The sequence below is a fragment of the Stenotrophomonas chelatiphaga genome (assembly GCF_001431535.1).
Classification (GTDB): domain Bacteria; phylum Pseudomonadota; class Gammaproteobacteria; order Xanthomonadales; family Xanthomonadaceae; genus Stenotrophomonas; species Stenotrophomonas chelatiphaga.
The window spans coordinates 92,136-112,122 of sequence record NZ_LDJK01000012.1; the positions used below are offsets into that span (position 1 = coordinate 92,136).

13 protein-coding genes and 2 riboswitches are annotated in these 19,987 nt (G+C 68.7%); of the genes, 7 read left to right on the forward strand and 6 right to left on the reverse strand.

Translation table 11 applies throughout. From position 1 onward, the window contains the following. Nucleotides 1–182: 182 nt before the first annotated feature. The 4 genes from ABB28_RS04340 to ABB28_RS04355 all read right to left on the reverse strand — a co-directional run bounded on the left by ABB28_RS04340 (nt 183) and on the right by ABB28_RS04355 (nt 8,371). On the reverse strand, nt 183–3,245 hold the full coding sequence (locus tag ABB28_RS04340) for an efflux RND transporter permease subunit (protein ID WP_083491924.1): 3,063 nt from the start codon (nt 3,243–3,245) through the stop codon (nt 183–185). Next, entirely contained in the window at nt 3,242–6,358 is a 3,117-nt protein-coding gene (locus ABB28_RS04345) for a multidrug efflux RND transporter permease subunit (RefSeq protein ID WP_057507457.1), read from the reverse strand. The genes ABB28_RS04340 and ABB28_RS04345 overlap by 4 nt, the downstream gene beginning before the upstream one ends. Continuing rightward, entirely contained in the window at nt 6,355–7,518 is a 1,164-nt protein-coding gene (locus tag ABB28_RS04350; protein ID WP_057507458.1) for an MdtA/MuxA family multidrug efflux RND transporter periplasmic adaptor subunit, read from the reverse strand. The genes ABB28_RS04345 and ABB28_RS04350 overlap by 4 nt, the downstream gene beginning before the upstream one ends. 235 nt (nt 7,519–7,753) lie before the next feature. Continuing rightward, on the reverse strand, nt 7,754–8,371 hold the full coding sequence (locus tag ABB28_RS04355; RefSeq protein WP_057507459.1) for a trimeric intracellular cation channel family protein: 618 nt from the start codon (nt 8,369–8,371) through the stop codon (nt 7,754–7,756). Nucleotides 8,372–8,452: 81 nt separating this feature from the next. Beyond that, nucleotides 8,453–8,546, reverse strand: a riboswitch (glycine riboswitch). A 12-nt stretch (nt 8,547–8,558) separates the two neighbouring features. Beyond that, nucleotides 8,559–8,649, reverse strand: a riboswitch (glycine riboswitch). Between the two features lie 40 nt (nt 8,650–8,689). On the opposite strand from ABB28_RS04355, the gene ABB28_RS04360 reads away from it, so the two are divergent. Continuing rightward, a complete protein-coding gene (locus ABB28_RS04360; protein ID WP_057507460.1) occupies nt 8,690–8,953 on the forward strand; it encodes a GIY-YIG nuclease family protein in 264 nt (87 codons plus the stop codon). 131 nt (nt 8,954–9,084) lie between these two features. Here ABB28_RS04360 and ABB28_RS04365 read toward each other — a convergent pair whose 3' ends face one another. After that, the gene (locus ABB28_RS04365) at nt 9,085–10,368 is read right to left on the reverse strand and encodes an NAD(P)/FAD-dependent oxidoreductase (RefSeq protein WP_057507461.1); all 1,284 of its coding nucleotides are present in this window, start codon (nt 10,366–10,368) and stop codon (nt 9,085–9,087) included. 103 nt (nt 10,369–10,471) lie between these two features. Between ABB28_RS04365 and ABB28_RS04370 the strand changes: the two genes are divergently transcribed. Together ABB28_RS04370 and ABB28_RS04375 are read left to right on the forward strand one after the other, a co-directional pair. Then, entirely contained in the window at nt 10,472–11,299 is an 828-nt protein-coding gene (locus ABB28_RS04370) for an NYN domain-containing protein (protein ID WP_057507462.1), read from the forward strand. A gap of 60 nt (nt 11,300–11,359) precedes the next feature. Beyond that, on the forward strand, nt 11,360–11,980 hold the full coding sequence (locus ABB28_RS04375) for a glutathione S-transferase family protein (RefSeq protein ID WP_057507463.1): 621 nt from the start codon (nt 11,360–11,362) through the stop codon (nt 11,978–11,980). A 79-nt stretch (nt 11,981–12,059) separates the two neighbouring features. On the opposite strand, the gene ABB28_RS04380 is transcribed toward ABB28_RS04375, so the two are convergent. Continuing rightward, nucleotides 12,060–14,237, reverse strand: a complete 2,178-nt coding sequence (locus tag ABB28_RS04380) for a primosomal protein N' (protein ID WP_057507464.1) — start codon at nt 14,235–14,237, stop codon at nt 12,060–12,062. A 415-nt stretch (nt 14,238–14,652) separates the two neighbouring features. Between ABB28_RS04380 and ABB28_RS04385 the strand changes: the two genes are divergently transcribed. From ABB28_RS04385 to sppA, 4 genes are all read left to right on the forward strand, one after another. Beyond that, nucleotides 14,653–15,654: a hypothetical protein gene (locus ABB28_RS04385; RefSeq protein ID WP_057507465.1), complete on the forward strand. Its 1,002-nt coding sequence runs from the start codon at nt 14,653–14,655 to the stop codon at nt 15,652–15,654. Beyond that, a complete protein-coding gene (locus ABB28_RS04390) occupies nt 15,647–16,219 on the forward strand; it encodes a DUF3106 domain-containing protein (protein WP_057507466.1) in 573 nt (190 codons plus the stop codon). Before ABB28_RS04385 ends, ABB28_RS04390 begins: the two co-directional genes overlap by 8 nt. A gap of 314 nt (nt 16,220–16,533) precedes the next feature. After that, complete coding sequence (locus ABB28_RS04395) at nt 16,534–17,898, forward strand: MATE family efflux transporter (RefSeq protein ID WP_057507467.1); 1,365 nt, start codon at nt 16,534–16,536, stop codon at nt 17,896–17,898. Between the two features lie 121 nt (nt 17,899–18,019). Next, nucleotides 18,020–19,942 carry a signal peptide peptidase SppA gene (gene sppA, locus ABB28_RS04400; protein WP_057507468.1) on the forward strand — a complete coding sequence of 641 codons (1,923 nt, stop codon included), beginning with the start codon at nt 18,020–18,022 and terminating at the stop codon, nt 19,940–19,942. The last annotated feature ends 45 nt before the right edge of the window (nt 19,943–19,987 follow it).

Here is a 19,987-nt window from a genome sequence, read left to right on the forward strand (position 1 = left end):
CGGGTGTGGGTGACGGCTGCTGCCTGCGGGGGCGCGCCGTCATCAGCGGTGGCTGGCGGAGTTGGCAGCCACCGCAGCCGCACCGGCGATGCGCCTGGCGCTGGGCAATGACCCGGCGCCAGGTCCATCGCCGGGGTGGGGCGTCATGAACGAATCTAGCGGATGGGATCAGCGAACCCGGGTCAGCGCGGTTTCCGGCGCAGCCTGGCCAGCGCCAGGTACATCGCCGGCGTGGTGTACAGGGTCAGCAGCTGGCTGACCAGCAGCCCGCCGACGATGGCGATGCCGAGCGGGCGCCGCAGTTCCCAGCCTTCGCCGCCACCCAGCATCAAGGGCAGCGTGCCCAGCAGCGCGGCGACGGAGGTCATCAGGATCGGCCGCAGGCGCAGCCGCGCGGCCTCCAGCACCGCATCGTGCGCGCTCAATCCACGCCGCTCGCCGGCCAGTGCGAAGTCGACCAGCAGGATGGTGTTCTTCATCACCACGCCCACCAGCAGGAACAGGCCGAGCAGCGAGATCAGGTTCAATTCGTTGTTGAACAGCAGCAGCGCCAGCAGCGCCCCCACGCCGGCCGACGGCAGCGTGGACAGGATCACCAGCGGCTGCAGGAAGCTTTCGTACAGCACGCCCAGCACCAGGTACACCGCCAGCGTGGCGCCGAGCAGCAGCCACAGCTGGCGTGCGCGCATCTGCTCCAGCCCGGCTGCTTCGCCGGACAGCTTGGCCTGCACCGTGCGCGGCAGCATCAAGGCCGCCATCGCGCCGTTGATGGCGGTCACCGCCTGCTCCAGCCCGACCCCCGGTGCCAGCGCGAACTCGATCCAGATCGAAGCGAACTGCTGGCTGTGCGAGACACGGTCCGAGGCCATGCCGTAACGCCAGCTGGCGATGCTGGACAACGGAATGCGCCGGCCTTCGCCATCCAGCACCTGCAGTTGCTGCAGGGTGGTCGGGTCTTGGGTATGCCGCGGATCCAGTTCCATCACCACCCGGTACTGGTTGAGGTTGTCGTACAGCGTGGCGACCTGGCGCTGGCTGAAGGAATTGTTGAGCACGGTGGCGATCGTGCGCAGGTCCACGCCATGCCGCGCGGCGGCTTCGCGGTCGATGTCCAGTACCACCTGGCGCATGCCGGCTTCGCCCTGCGCTTCCACGTCGACCAGCTCCGGCAGTGCCTTCAGGGCAGCACTGACCTTCGGCGCCCACTCGCGCAGCGGCGCCAGGTCGGCTGCCATCAGCTGCAGTTCCTGGTTGCCGCTGTCACCGGCGCCTTCCAGGCGGATGTCCTGGTCCACCCACAGGTACAGGTTGCCGCCCGGCAGCGGCGGCAGGTTCGCACGCAGCCGGTCGATGACCTGTTGGCTGGAGACCTTGCGCTCGGCCAGCGGCTTCATCTTGATCATGATGAAGGCGTTGTTGACCCCCATGCCACCCCCGATATACCCGATGATGTCCTCGATCGCCGGATCGTCCAGCAGCAGCTGGCGGTAGGCGCTGATCTTGGGCTGCATGGCCTGGAACGAAAGACCATCATCGCCGCGGGCAAAGCCGCGCAGCTGCGCGGTGTCCTGCTGCGGCACCATGCCCGTGGGCACTTTCTGGAACAGCCAGGCGTTCAGCGCGATCACCGCGACGAAGGCCAGCAGCGGCCAGCGCAGGCGCAGCAGGCCCTTGTCCAGGGTGCGCAGGTAAGCCTCGCGCACACGTTCGAACAGCGCATTGCTGGCACGCTGCCATCGCGACGGTGCGTGTTCTGCATCGGTGAACAGGCGCGCGCACAGCATCGGCACCAGGCTCAGCGCCACCACCACCGATACCGCCATCGCCGCCACCAGGGTCAGCGAGAATTCGCGGAACAGGCGTTCGACGAAGTCATCCATGAACAGGATCGAGACGAACACCACCGCCAACGCAAGATTCATCGAGATCAGCGTCGCGCCGACTTCGCCGGCGCCGCGGATCGCCGCCTGCCAGCGGTCCGCACCCAGCTCGCGATGGCGGGCGATGTTTTCCAGCACCACGATCGCATCGTCCACCACCAGTACGGCGGCCACGATCAGCGCCATCAGCGAAAGCGTATTGAGCGAAAAACCGAGCAACGCGATCAACGCCAGCGTGCCGAACAGCACCACCGGGATCGCCACGCTGGGCACCAGCGCTGCGCGCCAGTGGCCGAGGAAGCCGAGCACCACCAGCACCACCAGCACGATCGCCAGCAGCAGGGTCAGCTCGGCTTCGTGCAGGGTGGCGCGGATCACCGGCGAGCGGTCCATTACCAGTTGCATGTCCACGTTGGCCGGCAGCAGCGCATGCAGTTGCGGCAGCTGCTGCTGGATGGCATCCACGGTGGCGATGATGTTGGCGCCGGGTTGCCGGCTGACGATCAGCAGCACCGCCGGGCGTTCGTTGTGGAAGCCGCTGGAATAGCGGTCTTCCACGCCGTCGGCGACCTGTGCGACATCGCCCAGCCGCAGCGGGCGGCCCTCCTTGATGGCCAGCGCCAGGTCGCGGTACTGCGCGGCCTCGCGCAGTTGCAGGGGCGCTTCCAGCTGCCATTGCCGCGCGTCGCTGCCGACAGCGCCCAGCGGGCGCAGCGCATTGGCACGCGCGATCGCCTGGGCCACGTCATCCAGCGCCAGCCCGGCATGGTTCAGGGCATTGGGATCCAGCGACACCCGCACGGCGGGCAATGCGCTGCCACCGACCTGCACTTCGCCCACGCCCGGGACCTGCGACAGCTTCTGCGCCAGTACGGTGGAACCGATGTCATACAGCTGGCCGGGCGACAGCACGTCCGAGGTCAGTGCCAGTGCCAGGATCGGCGCCTGCGAGGGATTGACCTTGCGGTACTCGGGCATGCCCGGCATGCCGCTGGGCAGCTGTCCGCGCGCGGCGTTGATGGCGGCCTGCACTTCGCGCGCGGCTTCGTCGATGTTGCGGTCGAGCACGAACTCCAGTTCGATCTCGGTCTGTCCCTGCGAGCTGGACGACTCCAGGTTGGTGATGCCGGGGATGCTGCCGAGGGCGCGTTCCAGCGGCGTGGCCACCGTGGAGGCCATCGATTCCGGCGATGCACCGGGCAGGCTGGCACTGATTTCGATGGCCGGATAATCCACCTGCGGCAGCGGGGCCACCGGCAGCAGGCGCAGCGCCATCAGGCCGGCCAGCACCAGTGCCACGGCCAGCAGCAGGGTCGCCACCGGCCGCTGCACGCAGGCCTGGGCGATGCGCGCGGCCAGGTTCATGCGCCGGCCCCGTCGCCTGCGCTGCGGGTGCCCACGCGGGCAGCCGGGCGGCGCCGCTGCAGGCGGTCGAATGCGAGGTAGATCACCGGCGTGGTGAACAGGGTCAGCACCTGGCTGACCAGCAACCCGCCGACCATCACCCAGCCCAGTGGCTGGCGCAGTTCGGCACCCGAACCGGTGGCCAGCATCAGCGGCACCGCACCGAACAGGGCGGCCAGGGTGGTCATCAGGATCGGCCGGAAGCGCAGCAGCGCAGCCTGGTGGATGGCCTCGCGCGGGGCCATGCCGCGCGTCCGCTGCGCGTCCAGCGCGAAGTCGATCATCATGATCGCGTTCTTCTTGACCAGCCCGATCAGCAGGATGATGCCGATCACCGCGATCAGGTCCAGGCTGCGTCCGCTGAGCCACAACGCGGCCAGGGCGCCCACCGTCGCAGAGGGCAGGGTGGACAGGATGGTGATCGGGTGGATGAAGCTCTCATAGAGCACGCCCAGCACGATGTACATCACCACCACCGCGGCCAGGATCAGCCACAGCGTGCTCGACAGCGAGCCGTTGAACGCCGCCGCCGCGCCCTGCAGGCGCAGGTCGATGCTGGCGGGCAGCTTGATCGTGGTGCGCGCCGCCTCCACCGCGGCCACCGCCTCGCCCAGCGATGCACCGGGGGCCAGGTTGAACGACAGCGTGGCCGCCGGGAACTGCCCGACATGGTTGCGCAGCAGCGGCGCCGGGCCCTGTTCGATGCGCGCTACCGCGCCCAGCGGCACCGCCTGTTCCTGCGCATTGCGCACGCGCAGCCCGGCGATCGCTTCCGGTCCGGGTTGCCGGGCCGGGTCGGCCTCCAGCACCACGCGGTACTGGCTGGCCTGGGTGAAGATGGTGGAGATCTGACGCTGGCCGTAGGCGTCGTACAACGCATCGGCCACCGCCTCCACGGACACGCCCAGGCGCGCGGCGGCATCGCGGTCGATCACCACGCGCGCCTGCCGTCCCTGCATCTGCAGGTCACTGGCCACTTCACGCAGGGCCGGCGAACGACGCAGCTCCTCCAGCAGGATCGGCGTCCATTGCTGCAGGGTGTCCACGTCGGGGCTGGTCAGGGTGAACTGGTACTGGCTGCGGCTGATGCGGTCCTCGATGCCCAGCTCCTGCACCGGTTGCAGGTACAGGGTGATGCCGGGGATGCCGGCCACGCGTTGTTGCAGGCGCGCCATGACACTGGCGATGTCACCGGCGTCGCCGCCCCGCTCGCCATGTGGCTTGAGTTCGATCAGCAGCCGGCCGGTGTTGAGCGCAGCGTTGTTGCCGTCCACGCCGATGTACGAGGACAGGCTGGCCACCGCCGGGTCCTGTTCGATCGCCGCGGCCAGGGCGAGCTGGCGCTGGCGCATGGCCTGGAAGGAAATGGCCTGCGGCGCTTCGCTGATGCCCTGCACCAGGCCGGCATCCTGCACCGGGAAGAAGCCCTTCGGCACCGCCAGGTACAGCGCCACGGTGAGCAGCAGCGTCGCCACGGTGGCGACCAGCATCAACGGCTGGCGCTGCAGCACCCAGTGCAGCTGGCGGTCGTAGAGAGCGATGATGCGGTCGAAGATGTCGCCCTTCTGCCCACCGGCGCCTTCGTGCCGGTGCGCGCCCGGCCGCAGGAAGCGTGCGCACAGCATCGGGGTCAGTGTCAGCGATACCAGCAACGAGATCCCGATGGCGACCGCCAGGGTGATCGCGAACTCGTGGAACAGCGCACCGACCAGGTCGGCCATGAACAACAGCGGGATCAATACCGCGATCAGCGAAACGGTCAGCGAGATCAGCGTGAATCCGATTTCCTGCGCGCCCTTCAGCGCGGCGCTCATCGGTGTCTGGCCTTCCTCCAGGTGCCGGGCGATGTTTTCCAGCATCACGATGGCATCGTCCACCACGAAGCCGGTGGCGATGGTCAGGGCCATCAAGGTGAGGTTGTTGAGCGAGAAGCCGGCCAGCAGCATCACCGCGAAGGTGCCCACCAGCGACAGCGGCACGGCGATGCTGGGGATCAGCGTGGCCGACAGGCTGCGCAGGAACACGAAGGTCACCAGCACGACCAGCCCGATCGCCAGCACCAGTTCCTTCTGCACGCCACGCACCGAGGCACGGATCGATTCGGTGCGGTCGCTCAGCACCTCCAGTTTCACCCCGGCCGGCATCGACGCCTGCAGCTGCGGCAGCAGCAGGCGGACCTGTTCCACCACCGCGATGACATTGGCGCCGGGCTGGCGCTGGATGTTCACCAGCACCGCCGGGGTGGTGCCCGACCAGGCCGCCAGCTGCCGGTTTTCGGCCCCGTCGGTGATGTTGGCCACGTCGCCCAGCCGCAGCGGCGCGCCGTCGCGCCAGCTCAGCACCAGCGCGCGGTATTCGTCCACGCTGCGCATCTGGTCGTTGGCATCGAGCATCACCGCGCGGATCGGGCCGTCGAAGCTGCCCTTGGGCAGGTTGACGTTGGCCGCGGCGATGGCGGTGCGGATGTGGTCCATGCCCAGCCCGTTGGCGGCCAGCGCCGACGGGTTGACCTGGATGCGCACGGCAGGGCGCTGGCCACCGGCCAGGCTGACCAGGCCGACGCCGGGCAGCTGCGCCAACCGCTGCGCCACGCGGGTGTCCACCAGGTCATGCACCTGCGGCAGGGCCATGCCCTGCGAGGTCACCGCCAGGGTCAGGATCGGGGTGTCGGCCGGATTGACCTTGCGGTACACCGGCGGTACCGGCAGGTCATCGGGCAGGAATCCGCCGGCCGCGTTGATCGCCGCCTGCACGTCCTGTTCGGCGACGCCCAGCGATACCGCCAGGTCGAACTGCAGGGTCACCACCGACGCACCGCCGGAGCTGGTGGAGGACATCTGCTTCAGCCCGGGAATCTGCCCCAGCTGTTTTTCCAGCGGCGCGGTGACCATCCGCGTGGTCAGTTCCGGGCTGGCCCCGGGATACAGCGTGGTGACCTGGATGATCGGGTAGTCGACCTGCGGCAGGGCAGCCACCGGCAAGAGCCGATAGGCCAGCACGCCGGCCAGCAGCAGCGCCACCATCAGCAGCGTGGTCGCTACCGGACGCAGGATGAAGGCGCGCGACAGGTTCATGCGCCGGCCTGCGCAGCGTCCTCGCTGATGATGCGCACGGCACTGCCGTCTTCCAGTCCGTCGATGCCTTCCACCACCACTTTCTCGCCAGCCTTCAGGCCGCTGCGCACGGAGACGCGCGTGCCGTCGGCCGGGCCCAGCACCACGTCGCGGCGCTGGGCCTTGTCGTCCTTGTCGATGACGTGCACGTAGTTGCCCTTGCTGCCGAACTGCACCGCGGCATCGGGGATCACCACCGCGTCCTGCGCACCCAGTTGCAGGCGGATGTTGACGAACTGGTTGGGGAACAGCGCGTCGTCGGCATTGGCGAACTGTGCACGCAGCTTCAGCGTGCCGGTGGCGGTGTCGATCACGTTGTCCACGCTGGACAGTTCGCCGCTGCCCAGCGCAGCGCGTTCTTCGCGGTCCCAGGCCTGCACCGGCAGGGCGGGCTGGCTGCGCACGGCGTCCAGCAGGGCCGGCAGTTCCGGTTCGGGCACGGTGAACAGCACGCTGATCGGCGCAGTCTGCGCCAGCGTCACCAGGCCGTCGGCATCGCTGCTGCGGATCAGGTTGCCGACGTCCACGCGGCGCAGGCCGACGCGGCCACTGACCGGTGCGGTGATGCGGGTGTACTGCAGCTGCAGCTTCGCTTCATCCACCGTGGCCTGGTCGCTCATGCGGCGGCCCTGCAACTGGCGCACCTTGCTCTGCTGGTCGCTCAGTTCCTGCCCGGAGACGTAGTTCTGCGCCTGCAGTTCGCCGAAGCGCCGCAGCTGGCGTTCGGCGTTTTCCAGTTCGGCCAGGTTCTGCTGCTGGGTGCCCTGCGCCTGTGCCAGGCGGACCTCGTACGGACGCGGATCGATCTGCGCCAGCAGGTCGCCGGCCTTCACGTGCTGGCCTTCGTTGAAATGCAGTTTCAGCAGTTCGCCATCCACGCGGCTGCGCACCACCACGCTGTGCAGCGGGGTCACCGTGCCGATCGCCTTCAGCCGCAGCTGCAGCGGTTCGGCGCTGGCACGGGCGATGCGGACCGGGGTCGGCTTGCGCCCGCCGGCATCTGCCGCCACGTCGGCGCGCGGCCACGCCCACCATGCCAGCAGCGCGGCAAGCATCACGAAGGGAGCTGCCAGCAGCAGCGTGCGGTTACGGCGGGGGCGCGACAGTGGGTCAAGCGGCATGGGGCATCCTGCACCCTGCGATGGCGCAGGGAAGTGCTGCGCCAGGATCATCACTGCAGGCCTGGCAACGTGGGGAGGGTTGTCTGGCGGGGCCGCCGAAGCAGCGTGGCTGGATGCCGCCGCTTGCGCGACGGGGCCGCCATGGTAGCCAATTGCGCGACAGGTTTCCGCATGACCTTGGTCATGGGCGCACGCATCCAGGTAGTGACGGCCGCTGGCCGTCAACGTAAATCCGTCAATGCACTTCGTCGTGGTACACGAACTTCGGCATTTCCCAGCGGTAGTGGATCGCCAGCAGGCGCAGCGCGAAGCCCCCGGCCAGGCAACACAGGATGGCGGTGTTGTCGGCCACGTTCCAGCGCAGCAGCAGCAGGTAGGCCGCACCGGTCAGCAGCGAAATGATCGCGTACAGCTCCTTCTGGAAGATCAGCGGCACTTCGTTGCACAGGATGTCGCGCAGCACCCCACCGAAGGCGCCGGTCAGCATGCCGGCGATCAGCACGATCGGCGTGGCGTGGCCACCTTCGCGGGCGATCGCACAGCCGATCAGGGTAAAGGCGATCAGGCCCAGCCCGTCCAGCACCAGGAAGGTGCGGCGGAAATGGTGCATCCAGCGCGCGACCCAGGTGGCGATCAGCGCGGCGCACACGGTGAATCCGAGGTATTCGGGATGCTTCACCCAGGCCAGCGGATAGTGGCCGAGGATGATGTCGCGCAGCGATCCACCGCCGAGGGCGGTGACGCAGGCGATCATCACCACGCCGAACAGGTCCATGCGGCGGCGGCCGGCGGACAGCGCACCGGTCATGGCTTCGGCGGAAATGGCGATCAGGTAGATGATGGACAGCAACATGGGCAGGCTCCGGACGCGGTGGGTCCGGCCACGCAGCACGCAGCGCCGATGCCGGGGCAGCGACGTACGAAGGTGACCGGTGCCGCTCCCGCTGTCCTTTTGCCTGAGAGTTCAGCGGACGAGTCCGCGTGCCCCTTCGGCGGATCCCTGCGGATCTCTCTCCAGCTCGGCGATTCGGATACATGGTTGGTGGAATGCCATTCCACCGGCCTGAGCGATCATGGGAGCCTGCGCCTTCGGCGGGTGCCAGCGTGGCACCACTCTCCTGCATCCGGCGCGTAGTGTAGCCGCTGGCGGCGGTTGGGCGATAATCGCGGCATGGCCCGCCCCGACACGCCCTGGTTCCTGTACCTGCTCGAATGCCGGGACGGCAGCTATTACGCGGGCATCAGCACGGATGTGCAGGCACGGTTCGCCGCCCACCTGGCCGGGAAGGGCGCGCGCTACACCCGGGCGCGCCCGCCGCTGCAGATCCTCGCGGTGCGCCAGTACCCGGACCGCGCCGAAGCCTCGCGCGCGGAGTGGCAGCTGAAGCAGCAGCCCCGCGCGCGCAAGCTGGCGTGGCTGAGCGAGGCGTTGTAACGCCAGCGTCCGTCCGCCGGGCCTGGCTCGGCGCTACCGGCATCGCGCTGTAGCGCCGACCCATGGTCGGCGGGCGCAGGGGGCACGACGGATCGCCTTGGTAGCGCCGACCCATGGTCGGCGGGCGCCGCTCACCCGCGCGGCGGGTCCTTGGGCGGTTTCACGTCGCCGAAGATGATCCGCGCGCTGCGCTGGTAGCTCCAGTACGCCACCGCCCAGTTCAGCAGCACGACCATGCGGTTGCGGAAGCCGATCAGGAAGAACACGTGGGCGGCCAGCCAGAACCACCACGCGAGCAGCCCGGACAGCTGCAGTTTTCCCAGGTGCACGATCGCGGCCATGCGCCCGATGGTGGCCAGGTTGCCGTAGTCGGCGTACTTGAACGGACCCGGCGCCGGCTTGCCGTGCAGGCGCGCACGGATGGTGTCGGCCACGTGCTTGCCCATCTGCTTGGCGGCAGGCGCCACGCCGGGCACCGGCCGGCCATCGGCCTGGGTCAGGGCGGCCAGGTCGCCGGCCACGAACAGTTCCGGGTGGCCGGGCAGGGTCAGGTCGGGCTGCACCAGTACGCGTCCGGCGCGGTCCAGCGGCGTTTCCAGCGTGGCGCCGAGCGGCGATGCCGCCACGCCGGCGGCCCAGACCACGGTACGCGCGGGGACGAACTGCTCGCCCAGCTGGAAGCCCAGGCTGTCGATGGCCGTCACCGGCGTACCGGTCAGTACCTCCACGCCGAGCTTTTCCAGTTGGCGACGCGCCTTCAGCGAAAGCACGTCCGGGAAGGTGGAGAGCACGCGCGGCCCAGCTTCCACCAGTCGCACCCGGGCCGAGGCCGGGTCGATGTGGCGGAACTCGTTGCGCAGGGTGTGGCGGGCGATCTCGGCCAGGGTGCCGGCCAGTTCGACGCCGGTGGGGCCGCCGCCGACCACCGCGAAACTGAGCCAGGCGGCTTTCTTTTCCGGGTCCGGCTCGGCCTCTGCGCGCTCGAAGGCGAGCAGCAGCTTGCGGCGCAGGGCAATGGCGTCATCCAGGGTTTTCAGGCCCGGCGCATCCTTGGCCCATTCGTCGTGACCGAAGTAGGCGTGGGTGGCACCGCTGGCCAGCAGCAGGGTGTCGTATTCCAGCGATGTGCCATCGACCAACTGCACGCTGCGCGCCTGCTTGTCGATGCGGGTGACTTCGCCCAGGCGCACTTCCACGTTGCGCTGGTGGCCGAGGATATGCCGCAGCGGGGCGGCGATGTCCGGAGCGGACAGCCCGGCGGTGGCCACCTGGTAAAGCAGCGGCTGGAACAGATGGTGGTTGCGGCGATCGACCAGGGTGATACGGATGCGCTCGCTGGCCAGGGCGCGGGTCGCCCAGAGGCCGGCGAAACCACCGCCGACGATGACCAGGTGGGGGGTGCGCTCGCGCGTCATTCGCGTGGCTCCAGTAGGGGGGCGTTGGGATGATCGCATGTCACACGGCGCGCTGCCGGTGTGGAACATACTGTCCGAACACCATCGTCAGCCTGGAGCAGGTATGTCCGAGCCGGAAAAGCGCATTGCCCTGTTGATCGACGCCGACAACGCGCCCGCATCGAAGATCGAGGAGGTGCTGGCCGAAGTGGCCCGGCACGGCGTGGCCAACGTCCGTCGCGCCTACGGCAACTGGAAGAGCCCGAGCCTGAAGGGCTGGGAAGCGGTGCTGCACGAGTATGCGATCCGTCCGATCCAGCAGTTCGCCTACAGCCGCGGCAAGAACGCGTCGGACATGGCGATGGTGATCGATGCGATGGACCTGCTGTACGCACGCAACCTGGATGGGTTCGCGATCGTGTCCAGCGATGCCGACTTCACTCCGCTGGTGATGCGACTGCTCACCGACGGGGTCAAGGTGTACGGCTTCGGCGAGAAGAAGACCCCGGATCCGTTCGTCAACGCGTGTTCGAAATTCACCTACCTGGAAGCCTTGGGCCAGGCCCATGCCAGTCCCCCGGATGCCCATCCGGAAGGCGCGACCACCGGCGAGGCGGGCGAGGCCGGCAGTGAGGCTCGACCGCGCAAGACCGGTGCGGAAATGCGCAGCGATACCAAGCTGGTCAACCTGCTGCGCCGTGCGGTGGCCTCGGCCGAAGGCGAAGACGGCTGGTCGCACCTGGGGCCAGTGGGCAGCCAGATCGGCAACCAGGCCTCGTTCGATCCGCGCAACTATGGCTACGGCAAGCTCAGCGACCTGCTGGCGGCGATCGGCCTGTTCGAGATGAAGAAGGACGGCAAATCGTCGTACGTGCGGGCACTGGCGAAGAAGCCGGTGGCCAAGCAGGCGACCAAAAGGGCCGCCAAGACCGGCAACACCACGCCAGCCTGACCGGCGTATCGTAGCGGTCCCGCGCCACGCCGGCGCACGTTTGCCTGCAAGGAAAACCACATGCTGAAGATCTGGGGCCGCCGCAATTCCAGCAACGTGCGCAAGGTGCTGTGGTGTGCCGAGGAAATCGGGCTGGCGTATGAGTCGATCGAAGTCGGCGGCAGTTTCGGCGGCACCCAGGCCGCCGAGTACCAGGCCATGAATCCCAACGGGCTGGTGCCGGCGATCGAAGACAACGGCCTGCCGTTGTGGGAATCCAATGCGATCGTGCGCTATCTGTCGGCGCGTTATGCGTTGGGCACGCTGTATCTGGAAGACGCGGCCGAGCGCGCGCACGGCGAGAAGTGGATGGACTGGACGACCTCGCGCATGGCACCGCTGTACAGCGAGCTGATCTGGGGCGTGATGCGGACCGCACCGGCGGATCGCGATGAGGTCCGCATCAACGCGGCACTGGTCAAGGCCGGCGACCTGCTGGCGATGGCCGATACCGCGTTGTCCAGGCAGCCGTGGCTGTCCGGCGACCGCTTCGCGATGGGCGATATTCCGCTGGGCGCGCTGGTGTATGCGTGGTTCGAGATGCCGATCCAGCGCCCTGACCTACCGCACCTGGCAGACTGGTATGCACGCCTGCGCGAACGTCCGGCGTACCAGCGCGGCGTCATGACCGGGATGAGCTGACGGCGGGGTAGCGCCAAGCCATCCCGGCGAGCGAAGCGCGAACAGCATGACGGCCAGCGGCCGTCACTACCAACGGCCGTCAGTACAGGTCTACCGGGTCCACGTCGAGCGACCAGCGCACCTTGCGTGCCTCCGGCAGGCCCTGCAGCAAGGGTGCCACGTGATCCAGCACGGCATGCAGCGCGGGGCGCTGCGCGCTGGACAGCAGCAACTGCGTGCGCTGGTAGCCCGCCCGCCGTGGCATCGGTGCGGGCATCGGCCCGAACGCTTCCAGGTGCGGCTGTTCGCCCACCAGCGCACGCACGGCCAGCAGGAACGCATTGGCATGTTCGACCTGCTGCGCTTCGGCGCGCAGCAGCGCCAGATGGGCGAACGGCGGGAAGCCGGCGGCCTGGCGCTGGTTGAGTTCGGCCGCGGCGAACGGGTGGTAGCCGCCGTTGACCAGGGTTTCCAGCAGCGGGTGGCCCGGATGGTGGGTCTGCAGCCAGACCTCGCCGGGATCGCGCGCGCGCCCGGCGCGGCCGGCCACCTGGATCAACTGCTGGGCCAGCTTCTCGGTCGCGCGGAAGTCCGAAGAGAACAGGCCTTCGTCGATGCCCACCACCACCACCAGCGTCAGCTTGGGCAGGTCGTGGCCCTTGGCCAGGATCTGCGTGCCGACCAGGATGCCGGGCTGGTCACCGAGCCGGGCCAGCTGTTGTTCCAGCGCATCGCGGCGCGAGGTGGTGCTGCGGTCGATGCGCAGCACCGGCACGTCCGGGAAGGCCTGTGCCAGGTGTTCCTCCAGCCGTTCGGTGCCGATGCCCTGCGGCTGCAGCGCCAGGCTGGCGCAGGCCGGGCACGCCAACGGGGCGGCCTGCCGCGCACCGCAGTGGTGGCACTGCAGGCGCCGGCCCGCGCCATGCACGGTCATCGGCGCATCACAGCGCTGGCAGGGCGCGGTCCAGCCGCAGTCGTGGCACAACAGTACTGGCGCATAGCCGCGGCGGTTCTTGAACACCAGCACCTGCTGGCCGTTGCGCAGGTGCTCGGCGATGCCTTCCAGCACCTGCGGTGACAGGCCATCGCGAAGCGGACGCTTGCGCACATCCAGGATGCGGACGCGCGGCGGCATGGCATCGCCGGCACGCACCTTCAACCGCAGGTGGGTGAAGCGGCCGGCATGCGCGTTGTGCAGGGTTTCCATCGCCGGGGTGGCGCTGCCCAGCACCACCGGAATGCCGAGCGCCTTGGCCCGCACCAGGGCGAAATCGCGGGCGTGGTAGCGGATGCCGTCCTGCTGCTTGTAGCTGTTGTCGTGTTCCTCATCCACGATCAGCAGGCCCGCTTCGGGCAGCGGCATGAAGATCGCCGAGCGCGTACCCACGATCACCCGTGCTTCGCCACGCGAGGCCGCCGCCCAGACCCGCGCGCGTTCGTTGTCGTTGAGGCCGGAGTGGAAGGCGTGCACGGCAATCCCGAGGCGGCCGCGGAAGCGTGCCAGGGTCTGCGGGGTAAGGCCGATTTCCGGCACCAGCACCAGCGCCTGCCGGCCCTGCGCCAGGCACTGGATGATCGCCTGCAGGTAGACCTCGGTCTTGCCGCTGCCGGTGACCCCGTCCAGCAGGAACGGCGCGAAGCCCTGCGCGGCGGTGATCGCCTGCACCGCATTTGCCTGCTCCGGATTCAGGGTCGGGCCGCCCAGCGGACTGGCCTGCAGCGGTGCCACCGCCAACGCCACGCGCTCGGCAAGACCGCGCTTGGCCAGGCTGCGTGCCGCCGTGCGCCAATCGTCCATCCGCGCGGCGATCACGTCTTCATCGACCACCGCATCGGCCAGCAGTTCGGCCAGTTGGCGCGGTCGGCTGCCGGCGCGCAGGCTGCCCCGTTGTTCGCGCCCGTCGGCAGAAAGCTGCCAGCCCCAGTGGTGGGTTTCCGGCATCGGCTCGCCATGCCGCAGCGGGCCGGGCAGGGCGGTGGACAGCACTTCGCCCAGCGGCGCGTGGGTATAACGGGCCAGCCATTGCAGGCTGTGCCACAACTCGGCCTGCAGCAGCGGCGCCGGGTCCAGCCAGGTGAGGGCCTGGCGCAGGCTGGCCGCTGGATCGGCGCTGCCCTGTTCCACCACCACGCCCACCAGTTCGCGCGGGCCGAACGGCACCCGGATCCGGCAGCCGACGACCACGTCCGGTGCCGGGCCCTCCGGTGGCAGGTAGTCGAACAACTGCGGCAACGGGACCGGCAGGGCAATGCGCAGGGTGGGCAGGGGAGCATCCATCTGGGGAGTGTACCGACCCGCTGAACGTCCCCGCAGAGCGCATTCAGGGGCGTCACTCCTCAGTGAAGAGACCCTAAACACGAGGTAAATATCGGACTCCATTGGAGATTCAGGGTTATCCACATCTTTTGTGGATAAGTCTGTGCGTTAGCTTGGGTGGAAGGCGGCAAGTGCCGATGCCGACAGCCTTGATCTTGTCATGGTCAAAAATTAGCCACACAATATTAGTATTCAAAATCAATGGCTTATGTGTGAAATGCCGCTGAAACATAAGCTCCGGGCGGCTTGGGTATCAGCGGACCAGCGATTTCTTGACGCTGTGCACAACGTGCAGCACGAACGCCCGTGACTAGCAAGCCCTCGGCGTCGCTGGTTGGGAGCAGCTATCATTCCGCGTGAATTCCTGGAGTCCCTGATGACGGCAGCGTCCGCCTCTTTATCCCCTACTGCGGCCGGTGCGTTGTCGGCATTTCTTCGTGGCGTTGAACGTCGTGCCCTGGTGGTCGCCGAACTGCAGACCGGTGATGCCGCGCGCGCCGAACAGGCGTTGGTCGCGGTCATGCGCGCGTTTGCCGCGGTCGCCAGCGATCTGCCGATGGCACAGTGGCCGCCGCGCTTCTGGGCGCTGCTCGCCGCCCGCCAGGCGCTGCGCGAAACGCCTACCGGCCGCTGGGAGGGCACACTGGCCCACCTGGGCAGCCTGCAGCCGCTGGTCCGCCTGGCCCTGCTGCTGCGGATCGGCGCAGGGTTGGACGAAGATACCGCCGCGCGCCTGCTGGATACCGATGTAGACGGTTACCAGGAAGCGTTGGCCGCCGCCTGCCCGCGCGATGCACACGGCAACCCGGACGCGCAGGCGTGGCGGGTGCTGGCCGAACAAGTGCAGCAGCAGATCCGCGAACTGCCTGCCCAGCGCCTGAAGGAACTGCAGCAGCCAGTGGCGGCGGGCAGGAAAGAGGAAGCGCCCAAGACCTGGCGTGCCCCGGCGGCCGAGCCGCGCACGTCTGCAACGCCACCACGGCGGCGGTCTTCGCAGCAGCGCCGCTGGCGCGGGCCGGCGATCCTGCTGGGCACCGTGCTGGTGCTGTTGCTGGCCGGGCTCGGCTGGCGCGCCTGGCGGTCACATGTGCCCGATGCGCCCGCGGTGGTCCCCGACGGCGCGGTAGGCGAGGCCGGTCCGGTCACGGTCGAAGCCCTGGAGGGTGACCCGCCGAAGGTGGCCGCCGCCGCTGCCGATCCGATGGCGACCGAAGATGCGGCGATGCTCGCCGACCGTGATTTCCCGCTGCTGGCCGATGCCGACCTGCATGCCTGGTCGGCCGCGGGCGGCCCGCTGCCGGTCGACGAATCGCAGGCCAGGCCGACCCGACCCGAACCGGTTGCGGCCGCGCTGGAAACGGCGGCTGCCGATGAGTAAGCGTTTCTGCCTGCTGGTGTTGCTGGGCGCCGCCGGGCTGGTACACGCCGCCCCGGACCGCACCGCGCTGCCGCTGTCGGTGCCTGCAGGGCCCGGCGCCATCGGCAGTCCCGCTGCCCCGGCGGCGATGCCGTGGCAGCAGCTCGGTGCGGAGCAGAAGCGCCAGCGCCGCAGCGAATACGCCGCGTGGCGGGCGATGAGCGAGTCCGAACGGGCGCGCGTGCGCCAGGCCGCCGAGCGCTTTGCCGCCCTTCCATTGGCCAAGCAACAGGAACTGCGTGACCAGTTCAATGCACAGGACCAGGCGTTCCGTGATGGGTGGCGCCTGGGGCCGCTGCTGGGCGAGCATTTCAGCCGGCTGCAGGGCATGTTCGGCTACGTGCCGGAAAACCAGCGCGATGCCACCTTGGCGATGCTGCGGCAGCTGACCCCGGCACAGGTGTCGCAATTGACACTGGTCGCGCAGCGCACGCCGCCGCAGCAGCGCGATACGGTGCGGACCGAATTCCTGTCCGTGGCCCCGGCCCAGCGCGATGCGTGGCTGGCCCGTCAGGTGGGGCGCTGATCCTTCGCGCCGCCTGATGGCGGGCGCGGGAGGGGCGTGACGACCAACGGTCGTCACCCACCGGAGAGGTCTTCACCCACCGGGGAGGTCGTCACCCACCGGGTCGTCGTCACCCACCGGGGAGGTGTTCACCCACCGGGGGGGCGTCACCCACCAGGTCGTCGTCACCCACCGGGGCGGTCATCACCTGCCAGCATCCGGTCATCCGCCGGCAGGCACCATCGCTGTCTCCACGGAACGGGTAAGATGTCGGCCCGCAACCCGGTGTCTGTGCCCTTCGCGCGCAGCCGTAGTCGCCGACCCTCTGCAGCACCATGTCCATCGCATCCCCCGCCCCGCGCTTCAGCCGAGAAGTGCGCGCCACCGGCATCCTTGCGTTGCCGCTTGTCCTCGGCCACGTCTCCACCGGCCTGATCTCCTTCGTCGACAACGTGATCGCCGGCCACCATGGCACCCACACGCTGGCTGCGGTGACCATCGGTACCGCGCTGCTGTGGCTGCCGATGCTGATCCCGATCGGCACGCTGATTTCGCTGACCGCCTCGGTATCGCAGCTGCACGGCGCCGGCCGCGAGCGCGAAATCGGCCCGCTGTTCCGCCAGGCCCTGTGGCTGGCGCTGGGCCTGGGCCTGATCATGTTCACCTTCCTCAGCGTGGTGCCCCCGCTGCTGCCTGCCTTCGGCATCGCAGCGGACATCGTGCCGGGCGCCACCGCCTTCCTGCATGCGGTGCGCTGGGGCGGACCGGCGCTGACCCTGTACTTCTGCATGCGCTACCTCAGTGAAGGCATGCACTGGACCCTGCCGACCATGCTGATCGGTTTCGGCGGACTGCTGGTGCTGGCGCCGATGGGCTACGTACTGGCCAATGGCAGGCTGGGTTTCCCGGAGCTGGGCGCCGAAGGCCTGGGCATCGCGTCGGCGATCATGATGTGGCTGCAGGCGCTGTGCTTCGGCGCTTACCTGTGGAAGACCAAGCGCTTCGCACATCTGCAGTTGTTCAGCCATTTCGAAGGCCCGCGCTGGCGCGCGATCTGGGACCTGCTGCGTACCGGCCTGCCGATCGGCATCACCGTGCTGATGGAGGGCGGGCTGTTCATCGTCACTGCGCTGCTGATCGGGCGGCTGGGCGCCAACGAGGCCGCCGCGCACCAGATCGCCATCAACGTCGCCCAGCTGTGCTTCATGATCCCGATGGGCGTGGCCGAGGCGACCACGGTGCGGGTGGGGCACTCGGTCGGGCGCGGCGATGGCCACGGCGTCCGACGCGCGGCATGGGCCGGCTACGCGATCATCATGGGCACCCAGACCGTGTCCGCGCTGGCGCTGCTGTTCGGCCACGATGCCATCGTCGGGGTGTACACCAATGACCTGGCGGTCGCCGGGTTGGCCTCCACGCTGCTGCTGTACGCGGCCGCCTTCCAGTTCCCGGATGGCATCCAGGTGTTGTCGGCCGGCGCGCTGCGTGGGCTGAAGGACACCCGCGTGCCGATGTTCATCGCCATGTTCGCGTACTGGGGGCTGGGCATGCCGCTGGGCGCCGGGCTCGGCCTGGCGCTGGGCATGGGTCCGCAGGGCATGTGGATCGGGCTGATCGTCGGGCTCACCGCCGCCGCCAGCCTGATGGGCTGGCGCCTGCACCGCAGCGGCGCCCGCGTGGGGCAGTCCGCGCTGTCCTGAATGCCGGCACTGCGCGCGCCACTTCACGGTGGCCCCCTTACTTGTGTCCGATGCTGCGCGCAACCACACCCGTTATGCTGACCCCGCAATTTCCACGGCAAGACGCCAACCGGAGCAATCCATGAACCAAACCGTGCCACCGCTGCCCCCCGCGCGACGCAATCCCATCGCGGCGTTCTTCGTCGGGCTGTGGGACGTGATGAACTTCACGCGGCGGCTGATCCTCAACGTGCTGTTCTTCGGCCTGCTGTTCTTCATCCTGGTCGCGCTGGTCGTGGCGGCGGGCATGGGCGCGGGTGCAAGCAAATCGCTGCAGGACCGCACCACCCTGGTGATCGCACCGGAAGGCCGGCTGGTCGAACAGTTCAGCGCCGATCCGGTCAGCCGCGCCTTTGCCAAGGCGATGGGCGATACCAGTGCCGAAGAGATCCAGCTGCGCGACCTGATCCGTGCGATCGATGCGGCGCGCGAAGACAAGAAGATCGAGCGGGTGGTGCTGGAACTGGACAAGCTGCAGCCGTCCGGCTTCGCCTCGCTGCGTGAAGTCGCCGCTTCGCTGCAGCAGCTGCGTGCGTCCGGCAAGCAGCTGGTGGCCTACAGCGAAAGCATGGGCCAGTCGCAGTACCTGCTGGCCGCACAGGCCGACGAGGTCTACCTGGACCCGATGGGCGCGGTACTGCTGGAAGGCCTGGGCCGTTATCGCCAGTACTTCCGCACCGGCCTGCAGGACAAGCTGGGCGTGGACGTGCACCTGTTCAAAGTGGGCGAATACAAGTCCGCCGCCGAACCGTACGTGCTGGACGCGGCATCGCCGCAGGCCAAGGAAGCGGACCTGTACTGGATGAACGATGTCTGGCAGCGCTACCTCGGTGACATCGCCAAGGCACGTCGCCTGGATCCGGCCCAGCTGGCTGCCGGCATCGATACGTTGCCGGAAGGCGTAGCCGCCGCCGGCGGTGACCTGGCCAAGTTCGCGCTGCAGCAGAAGCTGGTCACCGCGCTGAAGACCCGCGAAGAATTCGACGACCTGATGGTCGAACGCGGCGTGGCCGACGGCGATGCCGATGGCGGCTTCCGCAACATCAACCTGGGGGCTTACCTGGGCCAGATCGACGCACGTCGCAGCCCGGTGGATTCGCGTCCGCAGGTGGCGGTAGTGGTGGCGTCGGGCGAGATCAGCGGCGGTGACCTGCCGGCCGGTCGCATCGGCGGCGAGTCGACCTCCGCGCTGCTGCGCGAAGCCCGCGACGACAACGATGTGAAGGCCGTGGTGCTGCGCGTGGACTCCCCGGGCGGCGAAGTGTTCGCTTCCGAGCAGATCCGCCGCGAAGTGGTGGCCCTGCAGGCCGCCGGCAAGCCGGTGGTGGTGTCGATGGGTGACCTGGCCGCATCCGGTGGCTACTGGATCAGCATGAATGCCGACCGCATCTATGCCGATGCCTCGACCATCACCGGTTCGATCGGCATCTTCGGCATGGTGCCGAACGTGGCGCGCGCGCTGGACAAGATCGGCGTGCATACCGACGGCGTGGGCACCACCCGTTTCGCCGGCGCGTTCGACATGACCAAGCCGCTGGACCCGGCCGTGGGCCAGGTGATCCAGTCGGTGATCGACAAGGGGTACGCGGACTTCACCGGCCGGGTGGCCGATGCGCGCAAGAAGCCGGTCGAAGCCGTGGACGAAGTGGCGCGTGGCCGCGTCTGGTCCGGTGCCCAGGCCAAGGAGCGCGGCCTGGTCGATGCCTTCGGTGGCCTGAAGGACGCCGTGGCCGATGCCGCCGGCCGGGCCAAGCTCGGTGCGGACGACAAGTACCGCGTGCGCTACATCGAAAAGCCCGCCACCCCGTTTGCCCAGTTCCTTGGCGGTTTCGCCGGCAGCCACGCCGGTGCCTGGATGCTGGCCGAATCCGGCGTGGGCCGGATGGTGCTGGCGCGGACGATGCCGGAAGTGGATACCCAGCTGCGCTTCGTGCAGAACGCCGCGCGCGAGCAGGGCAAGGGCACCCCGGTGAAGGCGCTGGCCTACTGCTTCTGCGGCTTCTGATCGCCGTCCGACGGTAGCAGCCGACCGGGGTCGGCTCTACCTGGC